This is a genomic window from Streptomyces sp. ATLC9 (assembly GCF_057196705.1).
Genome location: NZ_JBXUOY010000025.1, coordinates 1 through 21,626, shown reverse-complemented (window position 1 = coordinate 21,626; position 21,626 = coordinate 1). Strand labels below are relative to the sequence as shown.

General features: G+C 72.8%; 20 protein-coding genes. 15 read left to right on the top strand and 5 right to left on the bottom strand.

The genetic code is table 11. The features are described 5' to 3' along the window. Positions 1-153 precede the first annotated feature (153 nt). The 11 genes from AC2CJA_RS04910 to AC2CJA_RS04860 all read left to right on the top strand — a co-directional run bounded on the left by AC2CJA_RS04910 (position 154) and on the right by AC2CJA_RS04860 (position 12,153). Entirely contained in the window at positions 154-1,449 is a 1,296-nt protein-coding gene (locus tag AC2CJA_RS04910) for a glucarate dehydratase family protein (protein ID WP_484601413.1), read from the top strand. Positions 1,450-1,502: 53 nt separating this feature from the next. Then, positions 1,503-2,573: a PfkB family carbohydrate kinase gene (locus tag AC2CJA_RS04905; protein ID WP_241713789.1), complete on the top strand. Its 1,071-nt coding sequence runs from the start codon at positions 1,503-1,505 to the stop codon at positions 2,571-2,573. Between the two features lie 197 nt (positions 2,574-2,770). Further along, positions 2,771-3,799 carry a PhoH family protein gene (locus AC2CJA_RS04900; protein ID WP_484601412.1) on the top strand — a complete coding sequence of 343 codons (1,029 nt, stop codon included), beginning with the start codon at positions 2,771-2,773 and terminating at the stop codon, positions 3,797-3,799. A gap of 21 nt (positions 3,800-3,820) precedes the next feature. Further along, positions 3,821-4,318 (top strand): rRNA maturation RNase YbeY, encoded by a 498-nt coding sequence (gene ybeY / locus AC2CJA_RS04895; protein ID WP_484601411.1) that lies wholly within the window; start codon positions 3,821-3,823, stop codon positions 4,316-4,318. Further along, positions 4,315-5,682 carry a hemolysin family protein gene (locus AC2CJA_RS04890; protein WP_484601410.1) on the top strand — a complete coding sequence of 456 codons (1,368 nt, stop codon included), beginning with the start codon at positions 4,315-4,317 and terminating at the stop codon, positions 5,680-5,682. Before ybeY ends, AC2CJA_RS04890 begins: the two co-directional genes overlap by 4 nt. Positions 5,683-5,783: 101 nt before the next feature. Then, the gene (locus tag AC2CJA_RS04885) at positions 5,784-6,149 is read left to right on the top strand and encodes a cytidine deaminase (RefSeq protein ID WP_484601409.1); all 366 of its coding nucleotides are present in this window, start codon (positions 5,784-5,786) and stop codon (positions 6,147-6,149) included. A gap of 63 nt (positions 6,150-6,212) precedes the next feature. Continuing rightward, positions 6,213-7,166 (top strand): GTPase Era, encoded by a 954-nt coding sequence (gene era, locus AC2CJA_RS04880; RefSeq protein WP_484601408.1) that lies wholly within the window; start codon positions 6,213-6,215, stop codon positions 7,164-7,166. A gap of 469 nt (positions 7,167-7,635) precedes the next feature. After that, complete coding sequence (gene leuA, locus AC2CJA_RS04875) at positions 7,636-9,402, top strand: 2-isopropylmalate synthase (RefSeq protein WP_484601407.1); 1,767 nt, start codon at positions 7,636-7,638, stop codon at positions 9,400-9,402. Positions 9,403-9,679: 277 nt separating this feature from the next. Next, a complete protein-coding gene (locus AC2CJA_RS04870; RefSeq protein ID WP_484601406.1) occupies positions 9,680-10,372 on the top strand; it encodes a tellurite resistance TerB family protein in 693 nt (230 codons plus the stop codon). 82 nt (positions 10,373-10,454) lie between these two features. Further along, positions 10,455-11,204: a DNA repair protein RecO gene (gene recO / locus AC2CJA_RS04865; RefSeq protein WP_484601405.1), complete on the top strand. Its 750-nt coding sequence runs from the start codon at positions 10,455-10,457 to the stop codon at positions 11,202-11,204. Positions 11,205-11,295: 91 nt separating this feature from the next. Next, on the top strand, positions 11,296-12,153 hold the full coding sequence (locus tag AC2CJA_RS04860) for an isoprenyl transferase (RefSeq protein ID WP_484601404.1): 858 nt from the start codon (positions 11,296-11,298) through the stop codon (positions 12,151-12,153). A gap of 80 nt (positions 12,154-12,233) precedes the next feature. Here AC2CJA_RS04860 and AC2CJA_RS04855 read toward each other — a convergent pair whose 3' ends face one another. The 4 genes from AC2CJA_RS04855 to AC2CJA_RS04840 all read right to left on the bottom strand — a co-directional run bounded on the left by AC2CJA_RS04855 (position 12,234) and on the right by AC2CJA_RS04840 (position 15,571). Continuing rightward, positions 12,234-12,659, bottom strand: coding sequence for a Fur family transcriptional regulator (locus AC2CJA_RS04855; protein WP_484601422.1), 426 nt, complete (start codon positions 12,657-12,659; stop codon positions 12,234-12,236). 127 nt (positions 12,660-12,786) lie between these two features. Further along, positions 12,787-13,707, bottom strand: a complete 921-nt coding sequence (locus AC2CJA_RS04850) for a metal ABC transporter permease (RefSeq protein WP_484601403.1) — start codon at positions 13,705-13,707, stop codon at positions 12,787-12,789. Next, on the bottom strand, positions 13,704-14,507 hold the full coding sequence (locus AC2CJA_RS04845) for a metal ABC transporter ATP-binding protein (protein WP_484601402.1): 804 nt from the start codon (positions 14,505-14,507) through the stop codon (positions 13,704-13,706). Before AC2CJA_RS04845 ends, AC2CJA_RS04850 begins: the two co-directional genes overlap by 4 nt. A gap of 11 nt (positions 14,508-14,518) precedes the next feature. Further along, positions 14,519-15,571, bottom strand: a complete 1,053-nt coding sequence (locus AC2CJA_RS04840; RefSeq protein ID WP_484601401.1) for a metal ABC transporter solute-binding protein, Zn/Mn family — start codon at positions 15,569-15,571, stop codon at positions 14,519-14,521. Between the two features lie 163 nt (positions 15,572-15,734). Here AC2CJA_RS04840 and AC2CJA_RS04835 point away from each other — a divergent pair, with 163 nt between their 5' ends. From AC2CJA_RS04835 to dusB, 3 genes are all read left to right on the top strand, one after another. Next, entirely contained in the window at positions 15,735-17,117 is a 1,383-nt protein-coding gene (locus AC2CJA_RS04835) for a glycine--tRNA ligase (protein WP_484601400.1), read from the top strand. Between the two features lie 251 nt (positions 17,118-17,368). After that, positions 17,369-17,683: a hypothetical protein gene (locus tag AC2CJA_RS04830; protein WP_484601399.1), complete on the top strand. Its 315-nt coding sequence runs from the start codon at positions 17,369-17,371 to the stop codon at positions 17,681-17,683. Positions 17,684-17,774: 91 nt separating this feature from the next. Then, positions 17,775-18,917: a tRNA dihydrouridine synthase DusB gene (gene dusB, locus AC2CJA_RS04825; protein ID WP_484601398.1), complete on the top strand. Its 1,143-nt coding sequence runs from the start codon at positions 17,775-17,777 to the stop codon at positions 18,915-18,917. Positions 18,918-18,949: 32 nt separating this feature from the next. On the opposite strand, the gene AC2CJA_RS04820 is transcribed toward dusB, so the two are convergent. Further along, positions 18,950-20,428 (bottom strand): MGH1-like glycoside hydrolase domain-containing protein, encoded by a 1,479-nt coding sequence (locus AC2CJA_RS04820; RefSeq protein ID WP_484601397.1) that lies wholly within the window; start codon positions 20,426-20,428, stop codon positions 18,950-18,952. A gap of 368 nt (positions 20,429-20,796) precedes the next feature. On the opposite strand from AC2CJA_RS04820, the gene AC2CJA_RS04815 reads away from it, so the two are divergent. Beyond that, positions 20,797-21,626, top strand: an 830-nt coding sequence (locus AC2CJA_RS04815; protein ID WP_484601396.1) for an ROK family transcriptional regulator, incomplete at its 3' end; no start/stop codon positions are given.

The following is a 21,626-nucleotide window of genomic DNA, read 5'->3' as shown; positions in this document are numbered from 1 at the left end:
AAACGTACGGGCGCCCTTGACGCCTCTCCCCGCCGTCCCTAGTCTCCGTCCCCACGCATGGACAGGGTTCACATAGGAGAACGAGCCGGTGAGGGCGGGTCCGGGGATCCAGGGCGTCCGCCGCCACCGGTCCCGACCCGACAGGAGTCGCCGATGAAGGACCTGACCGTCGCCGAGGTGCGCCTGACCCCGGTCCTCGTCGCCGACCCGCCCCTGCTCAACACCCAGGGCGTCCACCAGCCGTACACACCGCGCCTGATCGTCGAGGTGGTCACGGCCGGCGGCGTCACCGGGGTGGGGGAGACCTACGGCGACACCGAGTACCTGGGATCGGCACGTTCCCTCGCCCGGAGACTGCCCGGGCACCCGGTCAGCGGTCTGAACGGGCTGCTCACCCTCGCCGGCGAGATCCCCCTGGACGGCCACCGGACGGACGGCTCGGTGGACGTCGGAGGGCTGCGCGGCGTCCAGACCGCCGGCAAGCTGCGGCTGTCCGTCGCCTCCGGCTTCGAGGTGGCCTGTCTGGACGCCCTCGGCAAGGCGCTGGGAATGCCCGTGCACGCCCTGCTCGGCGGGAAGGTGCGCGACCGGGTCGAGTACAGCGCCTACCTGTTCTACCGCTGGGCCGCCCACCCTGGCGGCGCGGCGGGCGGGAGCGACGACTGGGGCGCGGCCCTCGATCCGGCCGGGATCGTCGCCCAGGCCCGCCGCTTCGCGGCCGAGCACGGCTTCGGGTCCTTCAAGCTCAAGGGCGGGGTCCTCCCGCCCGAGGAGGAGATCGCCGCCGTCCGGGCGCTGGCCGAGGCGTTCCCCGGCAGCCCTCTGCGTCTGGACCCCAACGGCGCCTGGTCGGTGGAGACCGCGCTGAAGGTCGTGGAGGAGCTGCGCGACGTGCTGGAGTACCTGGAGGACCCGGTCACCGGCACGCCCGCGATGGCCGAGGTCGCCGCGCGGGCCGAGGGGCTGCCGCTGGCCACCAACATGTGCGTGACCACCTTCCCGGAGATCGCCGCGGCGTTCACCACCGGCGCCGTCCAGGTGCTGCTCAGCGACCACCACTACTGGGGAGGGCTGCGCAACACCCAGCAACTGGCCGCGGTCTGCCGCGCCTTCGGCGTCGGGGTGTCCATGCACTCCAACACCCACCTGGGCGTCAGCCTCGCCGCCATGACCCACGTCGCCGCCACCGTCCCCGGTCTGGAGCACGCCTGCGACACCCACTACCCCTGGCAGACCGAGGACGTGCTCACCGAGCGCATCGCCTTCCGCGAAGGCGCCGTCACCGTCCCCGACGCCCCCGGTCTGGGCGTCGCCCTCGACCGCGACCGCCTCGACGCCCTCCACCGCCGGTGGCTGGCCGACGACGGCACGATGCGCGACCGGGACGACGCCGCGGCCATGCGCCGGGCCGACCCGTGCTGGGAGGCCCCTTCCCTACCGCGCTGGTGAGGCCGTCCGCAAACCGTCGCCTGCCTTCCGCGCCGATCGTGCACACTGGCCGCATGCTCGACCCGCTCGCCTCGCTCCGCACCCCCGACGACCCGCTCTGCGATGTCTATCTGACCGGGACGGTCTTCCTGGACATCATCTTCACTGGTCTGGACTCGGCACCGGTGCGCGGCACCGAGTCCTGGGCGCGGGGCATGGGGTCGAGCCCCGGCGGCGTCGCCAACATGGCCACCGCCCTGGCCCGGCTCGGCCTGCACACCTCGCTCGCCGCCGCTTTCGGCGACGACATGTACGGCGAGTACTGCTGGGAGGCGCTGGAGAAGGGCGAGGGTATCGACCTGTCACGGTCACGCACCGCGCCCGGCTGGCACTCGCCGGTCACCGTCTCGATGGCCTACGAGGGCGAGCGGACGATGGTCTCCCACGGACACGAGGCCCCCCGGCCCGAGGAGCCCGTCCCCGGCGACCCGCCCGCCGCCCGCGCCTGTGTCGCCTCCCTCCGGCCCGGCAGGCGCCAGGAGTGGATCGCCCGGGCGGCCCGGTCCGGCAGCCGGGTCTTCGCCGACATCGGCTGGGACGAGACCGGCCGCTGGGATCCGGACGACCTCGCCGATCTGGAGCACTGCGAGGCGTTCCTGCCCAACGCCGGGGAGGCGATGGGCTACACCCGCACCGACTGCCCCCGCGCCGCCGCCCGCCGCCTCGCCGAGAAGGTGCCGCTGGCCGTGGTGACCATGGGGTCCGAGGGCGCCGTCGCGGTGGACGGCGCCACGGGCGAGACGGCCGAGGTGCCCGCCATCTCGGTGGAGGCGCTGGACCCCACCGGAGCCGGGGACGTGTTCGTGGCCGGCTTCGTCGCCGGCACCCTGGCCGACTGGCCGCTGGCCGACAGGCTGGCCTTCGCCGGACTGACCGCCGCCCTGTCGGTGCAGGAGTTCGGCGGCTCGCTGTCCGCGCCGGGATGGGTCGAGATCGCCGCCTGGTGGCAGCGTGTGCGCGACTTCGACGAGCAGGATCCGGCCGCCCTGAGCCGCTACGGCTTCCTGGACGCCCTGCTGCCCGGCTGCGCCCGGCCGTGGCCGCTGCGCCGCGCGGTACCGACCATCGGCTTCCGCCGGCCGTGACCCGCCCCGGACCGGCGCGGAAGCCCGTCCCGGGCCTCCCGCGGCGCCGGGGCGCCGGCCCGGCGCGCGGGGCGGGCCGCCAAAACGCTACTGACCTGCCAGCGCCACGTCGTACCCTGGGAGTCCAGGCGCGCGGCGGAGACAGACCGGCGACACAGCAGCGACAGAGAGGGACGCGCAGGCCACAGAGCCGGCCCATGACTCAGACACAGACGGACCAGGCACGGTCCACCCAAGCGAGTGCCCGTTTCACCGTTCCGGCCAAGCACCCGATGGTGACGGTGCTGGGTTCCGGCGACTCCCTCCTCCGTGTGGTCGAGAAAGCCTTCCCGTCGACGGACATCCACGTCCGCGGGAACGAGATCACCGCGACCGGCGAGGCGGCGGAGGTCGAACTCGTCCAGCGGTTGTTCGACGAGATGATGCTGGTGCTGCGCACCGGTCAGCCGCTGACCGAGGACGCGGTGGAACGATCGATCGCCATGCTCCGTGACGCGGAGGACGGCGCCGCCGAGACACCGGCCGAGGTGCTCACGCAGAACATCCTGTCCAACCGCGGCCGCACGATCCGCCCCAAGACGCTCAACCAGAAGCGCTACGTGGACGCGATCGACAAGCACACCGTCGTCTTCGGCATCGGACCGGCGGGCACCGGCAAGACCTACCTCGCCATGGCCAAGGCGGTGCAGGCCCTGCAATCCAAGCAGGTCACCCGCATCATCCTGACCCGGCCCGCCGTCGAGGCGGGGGAGCGGCTGGGCTTCCTGCCCGGCACGCTCTACGAGAAGATCGACCCGTACCTGCGGCCGCTGTACGACGCGCTGCACGACATGCTCGACCCCGACTCGATCCCGCGCCTGATGGCCGCCGGGACGATCGAGGTCGCGCCGCTGGCGTACATGCGGGGCCGTACGCTCAACGACGCCTTCATCATCCTGGACGAGGCGCAGAACACCAATCCCGAGCAGATGAAGATGTTCCTCACCCGGCTCGGCTTCGACTCCAAGATCGTGATCACCGGCGACGTCACCCAGGTCGACCTGCCCGGCGGCACCAGAAGCGGCCTGCGCCAGGTGCAGGGGATCCTCGAGGGCGTGGAGGACGTCCACTTCTCGCGGCTCACCAGCACCGACGTCGTGCGGCACAAGCTGGTCGGCCGTATCGTCGACGCCTACCAGCGCTACGACGACAGCCACGGAACCACCGACGGCAGTGACCGAAAGTAACGGAAAGCAACCGCCATCCACATGTCGATCGACGTCAACAACGAGTCCGGCCGCGAGATCGACGAGCGGGCGGTCCTCGACATCGCCCGCTACGCCCTCGCCCGGATGCGCATCCACCCGCTGTCGGAGCTGTCGGTGATCGCCGTCGACACCGACGCCATGGAGCAGCTCCACAAGCAGTGGATGGACCTCCCCGGCCCGACCGACGTGATGTCCTTCCCCATGGACGAGCTGCGCCCGCCCTCCAAGGACGAGGACGAGCCCCCGCAGGGCCTTCTCGGCGACATCGTGCTCTGCCCCGACGTCGCCGAGAAGCAGGGCGCCGACGCCCCGACGAAGCACTCCATGGACGAGGAGCTGCAGATGCTCACCGTCCACGGGGTGCTCCACCTGCTCGGCTACGACCACGAGACGCCCGGTGAGCGGACCGAGATGTTCGGCCTCCAGGCGGCGATCGTCGACGGCTGGCGCGCCGAGCGCGGCCTGGAAGGGCCCTCCCCGGCCCCGACGACGGCATGAGCGCCCCGCTGATCGCCGCGGCGGTCCTGCTGGTCGGCCTCGCCTGGCTGGCCGCCTGTGCCGAGGCCGGCCTGGCCAGCACCACCAGCTACCGCGCGGAGGAGGCCGTACGTTCCGGGCGGCGCGGCGGGGGCAAGCTGGCCGCCGTCGCGGCCGACCCCACCCGGTACCTCAACCTCGCCCTGCTGCTGCGGGTGACCGCCGAGATGTCGGCCGGAGTCCTGGTCACCTACGGCTTCCTGCACACCTTCGAGGTCACCTGGCAGGCGCTGTCGGCGGCCGGCGGCGTTATGGTGCTCGTCTCCTACGTCGCCGTCGGCGTCTCGCCGCGCACCATCGGCCGCCAGCACCCGCTGAACACCGCCACGGCCGCCGCGTACGTGCTGCTGCCGCTGGCCCGTGTGCTCGGTCCGCTGCCGCAGCTGCTGATCCTCCTGGGCAACGCCCTGACCCCGGGCAAGGGTTTCCGCAAGGGGCCGTTCGCCACCGAGGCCGAACTGCGGGCCATGGTGGACCTGGCCGGGCGGGAGGCGCTGATCGAGGACGAGGAGCGCCGCATGGTGCACTCCGTCTTCGAGCTGGGCGACACCCTGGTGCGCGAGGTGATGGTGCCGCGCACCGAGCTGGTCTCCATCGAGCGGTTCAAGACCATCCGCCAGGCGCTCACCCTGGCCCTGCGCTCGGGCTTCTCCCGCATCCCGGTGACCGGTGAGAACGAGGACGACGTCATCGGCATCGTCTACCTCAAGGACCTCTCCCGGAAGGTCCACATCAACCGCGACACCGAGAACGACCTGATCTCCACGGCCATGCGTCCGGCGGCCTTCGTCCCCGACACCAAGAACGCCGGTGACCTGCTGCGCGAGATGCAGAAGGACCGCACCCACGTCGCCGTCGTGATCGACGAGTACGGCGGCACCGCCGGGATCGTCACCATCGAGGACATCCTGGAGGAGATCGTCGGCGAGATCACCGACGAGTACGACCGGGAGCTGCCGCCCGTCGAGGACCTGGGCGACGGCCGCCACCGGGTCACCGCCCGCCTGGACCTGGGCGACCTGGGCGAGCTGTACGGCCTGGACCTGGAGGACGAGGACGTGGAGACGGTCGGCGGACTGCTGGCCAAGCTCCTGGGCCGTGTCCCCATCGCGGGTGCCACGGCGACGGTGGAGGTGTCCGAGGGGCGCGGGGAGCACCGCGGGGGCCACCACGCGGACCGCCAGGGCGATCCGGCGCCGCGCGGCCTGCGGCTGACCGCCGAGTCCCCGGCGGGCCGCCGCAACCGCATCGTCACGGTCCTGGTCGAGCCGGTCCGCGCCCCCGTGCCGGAGCCGGAGGACGAGGCGGCCGGGGCCGGCGGCTGACGGCCGGAGCCGCGGGAGGAGGAGGCGGCGGCCCGGAGGGAGGCGAGGGCGGAATCCGCGCGTTCCCGGCTCGGGCCGCCCCTCGGCGCGGGCGAGCACATATGCTCACCCGCATGAGCGAAGCCGCCGATCTGGATCCCGAAGACCGCAAGATCGTCACCCTCGCGCGCAGCGCGCGGGCCCGCAACGCCGTGCCCGAGGGGGCGGCCGTACGCGACGAGACCGGGCGCACGTACGTGGCCGGAACCGTCGCCCTGAAGTCGCTCCGGCTGAGCGCGCTGCAGACGGCCGTCGCGATGGCGGTGGCCTCCGGGGCCAAGTCCCTGGAGGCCGCGGCCGTGGTCTCCGAGGCGCCCGCCGTGCCCTCCGCGGACCTCGCCGCCGTCCACGACCTGGGCGGCCCGGCCACCCCGGTGCTGCTGGCCGGTCCCGACGGCGCGGTCCGCTCCACCGTCACCGCGGGCTGAAACCGCCGGGCGGGGGCAGGGGGCACGGCGGCCGGTACGGAAGCGCCCCGCGGATCGGGGAGAATGGCCACCATGAGCGACCGTTCCCCCTCCTCCCGGCCCGCGCCGCACCGCGCGGGCTTCGCCTGCCTCGTCGGCCGCCCCAACGCGGGCAAGTCGACCCTCACCAACGCCCTGGTGGGAACGAAGGTCGCGATCACCTCCAACCGCCCGCAGACCACCCGCCACACCGTGCGCGGCATCGTCCACCGCCCCGACGCGCAGCTCGTCCTGGTGGACACCCCCGGTCTGCACAAGCCGCGCACCCTGCTCGGCGAGCGTCTCAACGACGTGGTGCGCACCACCTGGGCCGAGGTCGACGTGATCGGCTTCTGCCTGCCGGCCGACCAGAGGATCGGCCCCGGTGACCGCTTCATCGCGGGAGAGCTGGCGGCCCTGAAACGCACCCCGAAGGTCGCGATCGTCACCAAGACCGATCTGGTGGACTCCAGGGCGCTGGCCGAGCAGCTCGTGGCCGTCGACCGGCTCGGCAGGGAGCTGGGCATCGAGTGGGCCGAGATCGTCCCCGTCTCCGCCACCGCGGGCGACCAGGTGGGCCTGCTGGCCGACCTGCTCGTGCCCCTCCTGCCCGAGGGCCCGCAGCTCTACCCGGACGGCGACCTCACCGACGAGCCCGAGCAGGTCATGGTCGCCGAGCTGATCCGCGAGGCGGCGCTGGAGGGGGTGCGCGACGAGCTGCCGCACTCCATCGCCGTGGTGGTCGAGGAGATGACGCCGCGCGAGGGACGTCCGGCGGACCGGCCGCTGCTGGACGTCCACGCCAACGTCTTCATCGAGCGCCCCAGCCAGAAAGGCATCGTCATCGGCCCCAAGGGCGGCCGGCTCAAGGAGGTCGGTACCAAGTCCCGCAAGCAGATCGAGGCGCTGCTGGGCACTCCCGTCTACCTCGACCTGCACGTCAAGGTCGCCAAGGACTGGCAGCGCGACCCCAAGCAGCTGCGCAGGCTCGGCTTCTAGTGCCGCGTCGGCCAGGGTCTGCCCGGTGGCGAGGCGCCCCGGTGCGTGCGATCGCCAGGCGGCCGGAAGCCGCACGTAGTTGTCCTGCCCGGGCTTTCGGCCAACGCGGCGAGCGTGCGTGCCAGGGCGGCGAGCGGGGTGAACCCTGGCCGACGCGGCACCAGGGCACCGTTTCCAGGGCACGGACTCCGGGCCACGGCTTCCACGAGCGGGCCCCGGCCCCCGGCCCCTGTGCTCACTCATGTGAGTTCTCGCATACTGATACGCGCCGCCACGCACCGTCCGCCTCGGTTACGCTGACTCGCATCATGCGTTTTGGGCTGCTTCTCCTTAGCTGCCGCGGCGAGGGCCTGTAGTCACACGGCCGACCCCCTCTCCGCGGAGTTCGGTGATGCCGTCGTCGGCCCCTTCGAGAAAGCGCTCGGAAAGCGCTTCGAAGCCCATCGCCCTTCACAGGAGCCCGGTCCACATGAGCAGTGATTCCTCCCGCGTAGGCCGCCCCACGCCCGTCACCGCCGCCGCGGTGACCCAGAAGCCGTCGGGTATGCCGATCCACCGCTACCGCGGCTACGAGGCCGTCGAGCTGCCCGACCGCACCTGGCCCGGCAAGCGGATCACCGCCGCCCCCCGCTGGCTGTCCACCGACCTGCGCGACGGCAACCAGGCGCTGATCGACCCGATGTCACCCGCCCGCAAGCGCGAGATGTTCGACCTGCTGGTCCGCATGGGCTACAAGGAGATCGAGGTCGGCTTCCCCTCCTCCGGCCGGGCCGACTTCGACTTCGTGCGCTCCGTCATCGAAGAGGGCGCCATCCCCGAGGACGTGACGATCTCGGTGCTGACCCAGGCCCGCGAGGACCTGATCGAGCGCACCGTGCGGTCCCTGGCCGGCGCCCACCGCGCCACGGTCCACCTGTACAACGCCACCGCCCCGGTCTTCCGCCGCGTGGTCTTCCGCGGCTCCAGGGACGACATCCGCCAGATCGCCGTGGACGGCACCCGCCTGGTGGTCGAGTACGCCGAGAAGATCCTGGGCGACGAGACGGTCTTCGGCTACCAGTACAGCCCGGAGATCTTCACCGACACCGAGCTGGACTTCGCCCTGGAGGTCTGCGAGTCGGTCATGGACGTCTGGCAGCCCGAGGAGGGCCGCGAGATCATCCTGAACCTGCCCGCCACCGTCGAGCGCTCCACGCCCTCCACCCACGCCGACCGCTTCGAGTGGATGTCGCGGAACCTGTCGCGGCGCGAGTTCGTCTGCCTGTCCACCCACCCGCACAACGACCGCGGCACCGCCGTGGCCGCCGCCGAACTGGCCGTGATGGCCGGAGCGGACCGGGTGGAGGGCTGCCTGTTCGGGCAGGGCGAGCGCACCGGCAACGTGGACCTGGTCACGCTGGGGATGAACCTGTTCAGCCAGGGCATCGACCCGCAGATCGACTTCTCCCGGATCGACGAGATCCGCCGCACCGCCGAGTACTGCAACCAGATGGAGGTCCACCCGCGCCACCCGTACGCGGGAGACCTGGTCTACACCGCCTTCTCCGGCTCCCACCAGGACGCCATCAAGAAGGGCTTCGAGGCCATGGAGGCCGACGCGGCCGCGGCCGGCAAGCCGGTGGAGGAGATCGAGTGGGCGGTGCCGTACCTGCCCATCGACCCCAAGGACGTCGGACGCTCCTACGAGGCGGTCATCCGGGTCAACTCCCAGTCCGGCAAGGGCGGCGTCTCCTACGTCCTGAAGAACGACCACAAGCTGGACCTGCCGCGCCGGATGCAGATCGAGTTCTCGAAGATCATCCAGGCCAGGACCGACGCCGACGGCGGCGAGATCACCCCGGCGCAGATCTGGGAGACCTTCCGCGACGAGTACCTGCCCAACCCCGGCAACCCCTGGGGTCGCATCCAGGTCCGCAACGGGCAGACCACCACCGACACCGACGGCGTGGACACCCTCACCGTCGAGGCGGCCGTCGACGGCGCCGACACCGTGCTGACCGGCAGCGGCAACGGCCCCATCTCCGCGTTCTTCGACGCGCTGGAGGGCATCGGCATCGACGCCAGGCTGCTGGACTATCAGGAGCACACCATGAGCGAGGGCGCCTCCGCGCGGGCCGCCTCGTACATCGAGTGCGCCATCGACGGCAAGGTGCTGTGGGGCATCGGCATCGACCCCAACACCACCCGCGCCTCCCTGAAGGCGATCGTCTCCGCCGTCAACCGCGCCTTCCGCTGACGGCCCCGCCCTCCGCGGCGTGCTCCGCCCGCCCCCGCCGGACGTCCGTCCGGCGGGGGCGGGCCGTCTCCGCGAGGTCACCGCAGAGCTCCGGGCGTCCTCGGCGCCCCATGCTTTCGCAAAGGTTTCCGCCCGGTGCACGGGCGCCGCACGACCTTTCCGACCTGCGCGTACGCCCTCCGGACCGGCCCGCAAGGGCCGCAAGGGGAAGGGACGGGGGACCTCCGGGGTACTGACGGCACCTCATCGATGTGGTTAACATCACGCCCACGCGGCAATGGCGCAGGAGCGTGACGGAGGTACGGCAGTGGTGCACCCCCGGGGCCGGGACGGCCGGAGACTGCGGCTGGCGGGCGTCCGCACGGCCTGGCACACGGTCGACGACGGCGAGTTCTTCTGTCCCTCCTGCGGCGGCGACCGCAACTACAGGCGCCGCACCGGGCGCCGCCGCCTGGTGGTGCTCGGCCTCCCCGTGCTGCCGCGCGGCGAGGCCGGGCCCGTGCTGGAGTGCGCATCCTGCGAGGGGCACTTCGGCACCGACACCCTCGACCACCCCACCACCACCCGGCTGGGCGCCATGCTCCGCGACGCCGTGCACGCCGTCGCGCTGGCGGTGCTGACGGTGGGCGGTTGCGAGGCGCGGTCGGCCCGGGAGACGGCCGTGGAGGGCGTGCGGGCGGCCGGCTTCGCCGGCTGCTCCGAGGAGCAGATGGTCGCCCTGCTCGCGGCGGTGGGAGCCGACGGGGTCACCATGGAGATAGAGCTGCACGAGGCCCTGGCCCCGCTCGCCCCGCACCTGGCCGGTCCCGGCCGCGAGAGCCTGCTGCTGCTGGGCGCCCGTATCGCGCTCGCCGACGGCCCGTACACCCCCGGCGAGCGCAGGACGCTGGGCCTGGTCGGGCGGACCCTGCGGCTGTGCGGGGAGGAGACCGACCGGCTGCTGGACGCCGCCCGCACCACTCCTTCCTGACGCTTCCCGGCCCCGCCTGACCCGCCCGTGTTCCTCCGGCCCGTGTCCCCCGGCCGGGGGAAGGGTGGGGGACAATGGGGGAATGAGCCTGTTCCGCGACGACGGCGTGGTCCTGCGCACCCAGAAGCTGGGCGAGGCCGACCGCATCATCACGCTGCTCACGCGCGGGCACGGACGGGTGCGGGCCGTGGCGCGGGGCGTGCGGCGCACCAAGTCGAAGTTCGGGGCGCGGCTGGAGCCGTTCTCCCACGTCGACATCCAGTTCTTCGCGCGCGGCAGCGATCTGGTCGGCCGCGGTCTGCCGCTGTGCACCCAGACCGAGACCATCGCGCCCTACGGGCGGAACATCGTCATCGACTACGCCCGCTACACCGCCGGGACGGCCATGCTGGAGACGGCCGAGCGGTTCACCGACCACGAGGGCGAGCCCAACGTCCAGCAGTACCTGCTGCTGATCGGCGGCCTGCGCACCCTCGCCGCCGGCGAGCACGCCCCGGCGCTGGTGCTGGACGCCTTCCTGCTGCGCTCCCTGGCCGTGGGCGGCTACGCGCCCAGCTTTGAGGCGTGCGCCCAGTGCGGGATGCCCGGCCCCAACCGGTTCTTCTCCGTCGCCGCCGGCGGGGTGGTGTGCGCCGACTGCCGCAGGCCGGGCAGCGTCGTGCCGTCCCCCGAGGCGCTGCGGCTGCTGGGCGCGCTGCTGACGGGCGACTGGGCGACGGCCGACGCGGCCGAGGCCCGGCACGTGCGTGAGGGCAGCGGACTGGTGTCGGCGTATCTGCACTGGCACCTGGAGCGGGGCCTGCGCTCCCTGCGCTACGTCGAGAAGACCTGAGGGAGCGGACCGGCTACGCTCCCGGTATCCCTTCACCGTCCTCACCCAGGGCGCGGCCTTCCCGGCTCCCGCCCGACTGGAGATGAACCGCATGGCACGGCGCGGAATGCTGTCCCGGCAGCGTCGCGAGTACCTGACCCCCGAACCGCACCCCTCCGGCGCGCGCCCGCCGAGCATCCCCGCCGACCTGGTGCCCAGGCACGTGGCGGTCGTGATGGACGGCAACGGGCGCTGGGCCAAGCAGCGCGGGCTGCCGCGCACCGAGGGGCACAAGGTCGGCGAGGGCGTCGTGATGGACGTGCTCAAGGGCTGCCTGGAGATGGGCGTGAGGAACCTCTCCCTGTACGCCTTCTCCACCGAGAACTGGAAGCGGTCCCCCGAGGAGGTCCGCTTCCTGATGAACTTCAACCGCGACGTCATCCGCCGCCGCCGCGACGAGATGGACGCGCTCGGCATCCGCATACGCTGGGTCGGCCGGATGCCCAAGCTGTGGAAGTCGGTCGTCCAGGAGCTCCAGGTGGCACAGGAGCAGACGAAGGACAACGACGCCATGACGCTGTACTTCTGCGTCAACTACGGCGGCCGGGCCGAGATCGCCGACGCGGTGGCGGCCATCGCGGCGGATGTGCGGGCCGGGCGGCTGGACCCGTCGAAGGTGAGCGAGAAGACGGTGGCGAAGTACCTGTACTACCCGGACATGCCGGACGTGGACCTCTTCGTGCGGCCCTCGGGCGAGCAGCGCACATCCAACTACCTGATATGGCAGAGCGCGTACGCCGAGATGGTCTTCCAGGACGTGCTGTGGCCGGACTTCGACCGCCGCAACCTGTGGGACGCGTGCCTGGAGTACGCCCGCCGCGACCGCCGCTTCGGCGGCGCCGAGCCCGTCGAGACCTCCCCGCAGGCCGCCCCCGCACGGCCGGAGAGGACCGTACCGCCGCAGGCCTGAGGCCCGGGCGCGCACACAGCGCGGCGGCCCCGGCGCCTCCACCGGGAGCGCCGGGGCCGTACCGCGTTCGGACGGGTCCGTCAGGCCTCGGCGCGCCTCGCGGCGGCGCACTCGCCGCAGGTGCCGAAGATCTCGATGGTGTGCGCCACGTCCACGAAGCCGTGTTCCGCGGCGATGGAATCGGCCCACTTCTCCACCGCGGGCCCCTCCACCTCCACGGCCTTGCCGCAGTTGCGGCAGACCAGGTGGTGGTGGTGGTCGTCGGTGCTGCACCGGCGGTAGACGGCCTCGCCCTCATCGGTGCGCAGCACGTCCACCTCGCCGGCGTCGGCGAGCGACTGGAGCGTGCGGTAGACGGTGGTCAGACCGACGGAGTCGCCTCGGTGCTTGAGCATGTCGTGCAGCTCCTGGGCGCTGCGGAATTCGTCGACCTCGCCGAGCGCCGCCGCCACAGCGGCGCGCTGCCGGGTCGACCGGCCGCGTACGGGGGGACCTGCGGTCGCCACCATTGCCTCCTAGAGTCGGCGCTACCTCGCGTAGCTGATCGGCCATTGTGCCAGGTGCGGCGGGCGCCGCCGGGCGCACTCCGCACCGGTGGCGTCATCGGCCGCGCCGTACGCCGACTGCCACCGGTCACCGCACGACCGTAACGCCTTCCGCCGTCCTCCGGCCCGCCCTCTCCCGCTCTTCCGCCCACTCGCCCGGTCCGGGCCCCTCCTCGTCCCGCGCCCGTGCCCTCAGCCGCGCGCGGTTCAGCAGCGGGGCCGCGGCGGACAGCAGGGCGAACAGCACGATGGCCAGCAGCACGATGGTGGCGCCGGGGGGCACGTCGGCGTAGTACGAGGTGGCGGTGCCGGACACGGAGACCAGCACACCCATGCCCACCGCGAGTCCCATGGTGGTGGCGAAGCCGCGCGTGACCTGCTGGGCCGCGGCCACCGGGATCACCATCAGGGCGCTCACCAGGAGCAGGCCCACCACCCGCATGGCCACGGTCACGGTGACGGCGGCGGTGACGGCCAGCAGCAGGTTGAGCAGCCGCACCGGCAGCCCGCTGACCCGGGCGAACTCCTCGTCCTGGCAGACGGCGAACAGCTGCCGCCGCAGTCCGAGGGAGACCGCCAGGGCGAGGACGGACAGCACCACGATGGCGGTGACGTCCTCGGGCGAGACGGTCATGACCGAGCCGAAGAGCGGGGAGAGGAGATCGGCCGTGGTGCCGCCCGGCGCCAGATTGATGATCAGGACGCCACCCGCCATGCCGCCGTAGAACAGCATGGCCAGGGCCACGTCGCCGCGTGTTCTGCCGTACCAGCGGATCAGCTCCATCGCGACCGAGCCGAGCGAGGCGACCACCACGGCCGTCCACACCGGGCTGGTGCTCAGCAGGAAGCCCAGCGCCACACCGGTGAGGGCCACGTGCCCGATCCCGTCGCCCATGATCGCCTGGCGGCGCTGGACGAGGTAGATGCCGATGGCGGGGGCCGCGACGCCGACCAGCAGCGCGGCGAGCAGCGCGCGCTGCATGAAGGCGGGCTGGAGGATCTCGGTCATGTCAGCAGTCCGGTCCGGGTCGGTTCGGCCAGGGAGTCGGCGTGCGGGTGGCACGCCTGGTCGTGGAGGTGCGCGGTGCCCTCCACGCGCTCCACGCGGCCGTCGTGCAGGACGACCGCGCGATCGATCAGCGGGGCCAGCGGGCCGAGCTCGTGCAGCACCAGCAGGACGGAGGCGCCCGCGCCGGTCCGCTCGCGCAGTGCCTCGGCCAGGACGCCCTGGCTGAGCAGGTCCACACCGGCCAGCGGTTCGTCCATGACCAGCAGCTCGGGCTCGCCGGCCAGCGCGCGGGCGATCAGTACGCGCTGGTGCTGGCCGCCGGAGAGCGCGTTCACCGAGTCCCGCGCCCGGTCGGCCAGCCCGACCAGCTCCAGGGCCCGCCGTACCGCCGCCCGGTCGCCGCGTCCCAGCGGCCCCAGCCGCCTGCGGGCCAGCCGCCCGGAGGCGACCACCTCGCGCACGGTCGCGGGCACGCCGGCCGCCGCGGTGGAGCGCTGCGGTACGTAGCCCACACGGTGCCAGTCGCGGAAGCGGCGCAGCGGGGTGCCGAACAGCTCCAGCTCGCCGCCCGAGGCGGGCACCTGGCCGACGGCGGCCCGCACCGTCGTGGACTTGCCCGAGCCGTTCGCGCCGAGCAGGGCGACGACCTCGCCCCGTCCCACGGCCAGGTCGATGCCGCGCAGCACCGTCCGCGCCCCGAGCGAGGCGGTCACGCCCCGCAGGGACAGTGCCGGGGGCGCCGTCGCCGGTGCCGTCGCGTCCGCCCCGGCCCTCGCCGTGGTGGTGTGCTCCTCCGTCATGGCCGGCCTCCTCACCGGGCGCCGAGCGCCTGCCGCAGGGCCTGGAGATTGGCCCGCATGATCTCGAAGTAGTCGTCGCCCGGGGAGGCGTCGGTGACCCCCTCGACGGGGTCGAGGACGGCGGTGCGCAGTCCGAGGTCGTCGGCGAGGGTCCTCGCGGTGCGCTCGCCGGCCGCCGCCTCGAAGAAGACGGTGTCGACATCGTCCTCCTCGGCCACCCGGTGCAGTTGCCTCATCCTCGCGCCGCTGGGCTCGGACTCGGGGTCGAGACCGGCTATGGACTCCTCGTGGAGGCCGTAGCGGTCGGCGAGGTAGCCGAAGGCCGCGTGGGCGGTGATGAAGGTGTCGGTCCTGCGGTTCTCCAGGCCCTCGCGGAAGTCCGCGTCCAGGCCCTCCAGCTTGCCCGCCAGCGCGTCGGCGTTCTTCCGGTAGTCGTCGGCGTGGTCCGGGTCCGCCTTCGCCAGCGCCTCGCCGACGCCCTCGGCGACCTCGGCGTACTTCACCGGATCGAGCCAGACATGCGGGTCGACGGCCCCCTCGCCGCCGTGGTCGTGGCCCTCTTCCCCCTCCCCGTGGCCGGAGTCGTGCTCGTGGCCGTGTTCGTCCCCGTGCTCGTGGCCGTGCTCGTGGCCGGAACCGCGCTCCACCGGCTCGGTGTAGGAGGTCGCCTCGGCGACGTTCTCCACGCCGGACAGTTCGATCGCCTTGTCCACGGCCGGCTGGAACCCCTTGAGGTAGACCACGAGGTCCGCCTCGCCCAGCTCGGCGGTCTGCCGCGGGCTCAGTTCCAGGTCGTGCGGCTCGACGCCGGGCTCCACCAGGGAGCTGACCGAGACGTGCTCCCCGCCTATCTCCTCGGCGAGGAACCGCATCGGGTAGAACGAGGCGACGACGTCCACCCCGCCGCCCGCGTCCTCCCGCGTCCCTCCCGCCTCGCCCGCACCGCAGGCGGTCAGACCGAGCACGCCCAGAGCGGCTGCTCCGGCCAGTGCGGTGCGGGAGGCGGCGCGGCGGCGGCGGGGGTGGGGTATGAGAGGGCGGCATCGAGCGTTCATGACACCCATTTTCACCCTAGTTGGAAATGATTGTCAAATGAGATGGGGGTCGCGGTGAACGGCGCCGACCGTGTTCCCGGCATCTTCCGTCCGAACCCCGAACCGATTTGATCCCGCCCCCGTCATCGCCGGTAACCTGAGGTATTCCGTCGTCTGTACCGAAGAGAGCACCGTGGCCGCCGACAAGATCGACACCATCGTCAGCCTCAGCAAGCGCCGTGGCTTCGTCTATCCCTGCAGCGAGATCTACGGGGGGCAGAGGGCCGCCTGGGACTACGGTCCGCTGGGCGTGGAGCTGAAGGAGAACATCAAGCGCCAGTGGTGGCGCCACATGGTCACCTCGCGCGACGACGTGGTCGGAATCGACTCGTCGGTCATCCTCGCCTCCGAGGTCTGGGTCGCCTCCGGCCACGTGGCCACCTTCACCGACCCGCTGACCGAGTGCACCTCGTGCCACAAGCGGTTCCGGGCCGACCACCTGGAGGAGGCGTACGAGGCCAAGCACGGCCGCCTCCCCGCCGCCGGCCTGTCGGACGTCAACTGCCCCCACTGCGGCGTCAAGGGCCAGTTCACCGAGCCCAAGCAGTTCTCCGGCCTGCTGTCCACGCACCTGGGCCCGACCCAGGACTCCGGCTCGGTCGCCTACCTGCGCCCCGAGACCGCGCAGGGCATCTTCACCAACTTCGCCCAGGTGCAGCAGACCTCGCGCCGCAAGCCGCCGTTCGGCATCGCGCAGATGGGCAAGTCCTTCCGGAACGAGATCACCCCGGGCAACTTCATCTTCCGCACCCGCGAGTTCGAGCAGATGGAGATGGAGTTCTTCGTCAAGCCGGGCGAGGACGAGAAGTGGCACGAGTACTGGATGGAGCAGCGCTGGAACTGGTACACCGGACTGGGCCTGCGCGAGGAGAACATGCGCTGGTACGAGCACCCGGCGGAGAAGCTCTCCCACTACTCCAAGCGCACCGCCGACATCGAGTACCGCTTCCGGTTCGGCGGCGGCGAGTGGGGTGAGCTGGAGGGCGTGGCCAACCGCACCGACTACGACCTGAACTCGCACTCCAAGGCCTCCGGCCAGGACCTGTCGTACTTCGACCAGGAGGCCGGCGAGCGCTGGACGCCGTACGTCATCGAGCCCGCGGCCGGTGTCGGCCGTACGATGCTGGCCTTCATGCTGGACGCCTACACCGAGGACGAGGCGCCCAACGCCAAGGGCAAGATGGAGAAGCGCGTCGTGATGCGCCTCGACCCGCGCCTGTCGCCGGTCAAGGCCGCCGTCCTGCCGCTGTCGCGCAACCCGCAGCTCTCCCCGAAGGCCAAGGGCCTGGCGGACACGCTGCGCAAGCACTGGAACATCGAGTTCGACGACGCCGGCGCCATCGGCCGCCGCTACCGCCGTCAGGACGAGATCGGCACGCCGTTCTGCGTCACCGTCGACTTCGACACCCTCGACGACAACGCCGTGACGGTGCGCGAGCGCGACACCATGAAGCAGGAGCGTGTCTCGCTCGACCAGATCGAGTCCTACCTCGCGGCCCGGCTGATCGGCTGCTGAGTCCGCTCACGGAGCCGACCCGCCGACGGAGGCCTCCGCGCCCGGCACCGGGTGCGGAGGCCTCCGCACGTCCTCACCACCCCGGAAGGCGGGGCGGCCGTGAAGCCGCCCCGGCGGCCTGCCGCTTGCCGGGATCCGGAAACCGGCCGCCGCCGAACACTGCCCCACTCGACCCTGGCGCCGCGGCGCGCCGCCGCCCAGAATCGGCCGGGCACACACGGACGGGATCCGGAGGGCGAAAAGGGGGACGGATGCTGACGACGGGCACGGTGACCACGGGCACGGTCAGCGGTTGCGGGCAGGACGGGCGCATCCACGAGGTGAGGATCACCCGTGAGCTGTGTCCGCGCCGCGGCACGGGGGAGGGCCGCCACCTCGTCTGCGGCACCTGCGACCGCCGCTTCACGGCCCGCGGTCTCGCACGGGCCGAGGCCGTGCGCCATCTGGCCGAGCACGGCGCGCGGGGCGGCGGCGGGCAGCGGCTCAGCCCCGCGCCCTGGATCCTCGGGCTGATCGGGCTGGCCGGTTTCCTCACCGTCTTCACTCCCGCCTTCCTGGGGCACTGACCGGGAGAGGGCGGAGAGGGGACGGGGCGCGGGGGAGCGGTCCGGATGGGGGACAATGAAGGATCGCCCCCGCAACCGAGCGACGACGAGGATGCCCTCTCCCATGTCACAGCAGCTCGCCATCGGTCCGCACACGGTCCGGCCGCCCGTGGTCCTCGCGCCCATGGCCGGGATCACCAACGCGCCGTTCCGGACGCTGTGCCGCGAGTACAGCGGCGGCCGGGGGCTGTTCGTCAGCGAGATGATCACCACCCGGGCGCTGGTCGAGCGGGACGCCAAGACCATGCGGCTCGTCCACTTCGCCGAGACCGAGAAGCCGCGCTCCATCCAGCTCTACGGTGTGGACCCGGCGACCGTCGGCAAGGCCGTCCGCATGATCGCCGACGAGGACATGGCCGACCACATCGACCTCAACTTCGGCTGCCCGGTGCCCAAGGTGACCCGCAAGGGCGGCGGGTCGGCGCTGCCGTACAAGCGGAACCTGCTGCGGGCGATCCTGCGCGAGGCCGTCACCGGCGCCGGCGGGCTGCCGGTGACCATGAAGATGCGCAAGGGCATCGACGACGACCACCTCACCTATCTGGACGCCGGGCGCATCGCCGTGGAGGAGGGCGTCACCGCCGTCGCCCTGCACGGCCGCACAGCCGCCCAGCACTACGGCGGCACCGCCGACTGGAGCGCCATCGCGGCCCTGAAGGAGGCCGTGCCCGAGATCCCGGTACTGGGCAACGGCGACATCTGGTCGGCCGACGACGCGGTGCGGATGATGCGCGAGACCGGCTGCGACGGTGTCGTGGTCGGGCGCGGCTGCCTGGGCCGGCCGTGGCTCTTCGGCGATCTGGTGGCCGCCTGCGAGGGCAGGCCGGAGCGGGCCGAGCCCACCCTGGGCGAGGTCGCCGCGGTGATGCTGCGGCACGCCCGGCTGCTGGGGGAGTGGCTGGAGGACGAGGCGCGCGGGGTGATCGACTTCCGCAAGCATGTCGCCTGGTACACCAAGGGCTTCCCGGTCGGCTCCGAGATGCGCCGGAAGCTGGCCGTCGCGTCCTCGCTCGCCGCGCTGGAGGAGCTGCTGGGCGGGCTCGACCCGGAACAGCCGTGGCCGAGGGGCGCGGACGGCCCGCGCGGGCGCACCTCCGGACGCAACCGGGTGGCACTGCCCGATGGCTGGCTGGACGACCCGTACGACCGCGCGGGCGCCGCGGCCGGGGCCGAGCTGGACACCTCCGGCGGCTGATGAGGGGCGGCTGGACCGCTCCCGGGCTCCGTTCAGTCAGTCGCCGTGCCGCTGCGCACCGGCGCCGCGACGCGCATCCCGGTGCGCACCGCCGCGCGGTCCGCGGGCCGGCCGCCGCCGCGGGAGAGCAGGTCCAGGGCGAGGGCCGCCGTCCAGCTGAACTCCCGGGTGCCCCGGCCCGCCCCGGTGTGCGGGTCGACGTACTCGGCGAATCCGGACGCCGCGGCCGAGGCCAGCACCGCGGCGCGCAGGGAGTCGGCCCGGGTGGTGTGCCCGTACTGCCGCAGGCCCCGCTCCACCAGCCAGTTGACGTTGAACCAGGCCGGCCCCCGCCAGTAGCGGCACGGGTCGAAGGCGTGGCCCTTCAGGTCGTAGCTGGGCACCAGGCGGACGGTGTCGCCCAGCCCGAAGTGCTCGCCGCCGACCGTGCGCAGCAGCGTGCGGACGATTCGCCGCGGCAGGCCGGGGACGGCCAGCGGCACCAGCCCGGCGGCGCTGCGTTCCCGGATCGGCTCGCCGCGGTGCCCGGCGCGCACGTCGCGGCACAGGAACATGCCGCTCTCCTCGTCCCACAGGCGGTCCACCAGGGCGGCGGTCAGCCGCGCGGCCCGTTCGCGGTGCCCGCCGGGGTCGCCCCCGGGGCCTTCCGCCCCGACCTCGGCGGCGATCCGCGCCAGGGCGTGCTCGGAGGCGATCAGCAGGGCGTTGACGCCGGGGTCCTCCACCGCGAAGGGGTGCGGGGCGTCGGCGTCCCGGTAGCCGTGGTCGCGGTAGTCGGCCGCCAGCCGCACGTACCGGCCGTAGTCCAGGTCGGTGGGACGGTCGGCGGCCGAGCCGTGGTCGAGGTCGCAGCGGCGGAAGGAACAGGGATCGGCCGGCTCGACGCGTGACAGGGGGGCGTCCCAGGCCGGGCTGTTGTCCATGCCCGGCTCCCACGGGTGGACGGCCGACACCAGCCCGTGCCCGCCCAGGTCGCGGTGGGCGGTCAGATAGCGGTGCCAGGCGACCAGCCGGGGGTAGAGGCGTCTGAGGAAGCCGCGCCGCCGCGAGGTCGCCGGGTCGGCGCGGTGCACCAGCCAGGCGGCGAGCGCGTGGACGGGCGGCTGCACGATTCCCGAGGTCTCGGTGTGCCCGGGCGCTCCGGCCCCGGCTCCGGCGGTCGAGGAGCGCCAGAAGTCCGGGCTGGGGAAGTACGCGCCGAGCGGCACGGACGGGTTGAAGACGATGTGCGGGACGCGGCCGTCGCCCCACTGGGCGGCCATCAGCGTCTCCAGCTCGCGCTGGGCGCGCGGCGCCGACAGATGGCGCAGGCCGATCGCGACGAACGCGGAGTCCCAGCTCCACTGGTGCGGGTACAGGCCGCGCGAGGGCACGGTGGAGACGCCCGTCCAGTTGCGCAGCAGCACCTGGCGAGCGGCCTGGCGCAGCTCGGCGGCGGTGACGCCGACGGGCGGCCGCTGGGCGGGGATGAAGGGCCGGGTCGTGGTGAGGGGGACCGGGACAGGCTTCATCGGACTGCCGAATCCGCGCCGGAGCGGACGGTGAGGTCCGATGCGGAGTCCGATGGAGGACCCGGTACGCGGGGCCGTGGCCCCCTCCCCGGGGCGCCGGCCCCGGGGAGGGGCGGGGGCATGGGGATGTCGGTGGACTGGGCGACGCGCTCCACGAGAACTCCGGTGTCTGTGCGACTCCTAGGTTACGCCTCCATAAGCCTAGGGTTCTGTCTTGCGAAAAGGCAGAAGTGAGACTGTGAGACCCGACACAGGCCAGGCGCGGAGAAAGGCCCCGGCGGGTACGGCCGGCGACCGGACACGGGCTGAGCAGGGCGTTCGGCGGGGGCGGGACGGCGGCGGCCGGGGGGTGTGGAGAAGATGATCGTATGACCGGGAATCAATCCAGCGCGGGACATCTGCTGCGACTGGTGCGCAGCGGGCAGGCGACCACCCGCGGTGAACTCCAGCGCGCCACCGGACTGTCCCGATCCACTGTCGGCCACCGTCTCGACCAGCTGTTCGGGGCGGGCTGGATCCGCGAGGGCGCCACCGTGCCCGCGGGCGGCCCGGCGGGCGGGCGCCCGTCGAGCCGCCTGGAGTTCGACGGCTCGCACGCCGTGGTCCTCGCCGTGGACGTGGAGACCCGGCACGGGCTGGCCGCCGTGCTGGACCTCGACGGCAGGGTGCTGGCCGAGCGCACCGGGCCGCTGAACATCGAGGACGGCCCGGAGAACGTGATCGACCGGGTGGCGAGGTGGTTCCCGCCGCTGCTGGAGAGGGCCGGGGCGGCGCCGGAGGACGTCTGCGGTATCGGGGTGTCGGTGCCGGGGCCCGTGGAGTGGGAGTCGGGGCAGGTGGTCCAGCCGCCGATCATGCCGGGCTGGGACCGCTACCCGATCCCGGAGCGGATGCGGCGGGCGTATCTGCGGCGCACCGGCGCCGGCGGCGAGGGCCCCGTGGTGCTGGTGGAGAACGACGCCAACCTCATGGCGTACGCCGAGCAGCGCGCCGGCTGGCGCGACTGCGGCGCCTTCCTGCTGATCAAGGTCTCCACCGGGATCGGCGCGGGGTTGGTGGTGGACGGCGAGATGTACCGTGGCATCGACGGCGGCGCGGGGGACATCGGGCACATCAGGCTGCACGACCGGCCCGACGCGCTGTGCATGTGCGGCTCTTACGGCTGCCTGGCGGCGGTCGCCAGCGGCCGGGCGCTGGC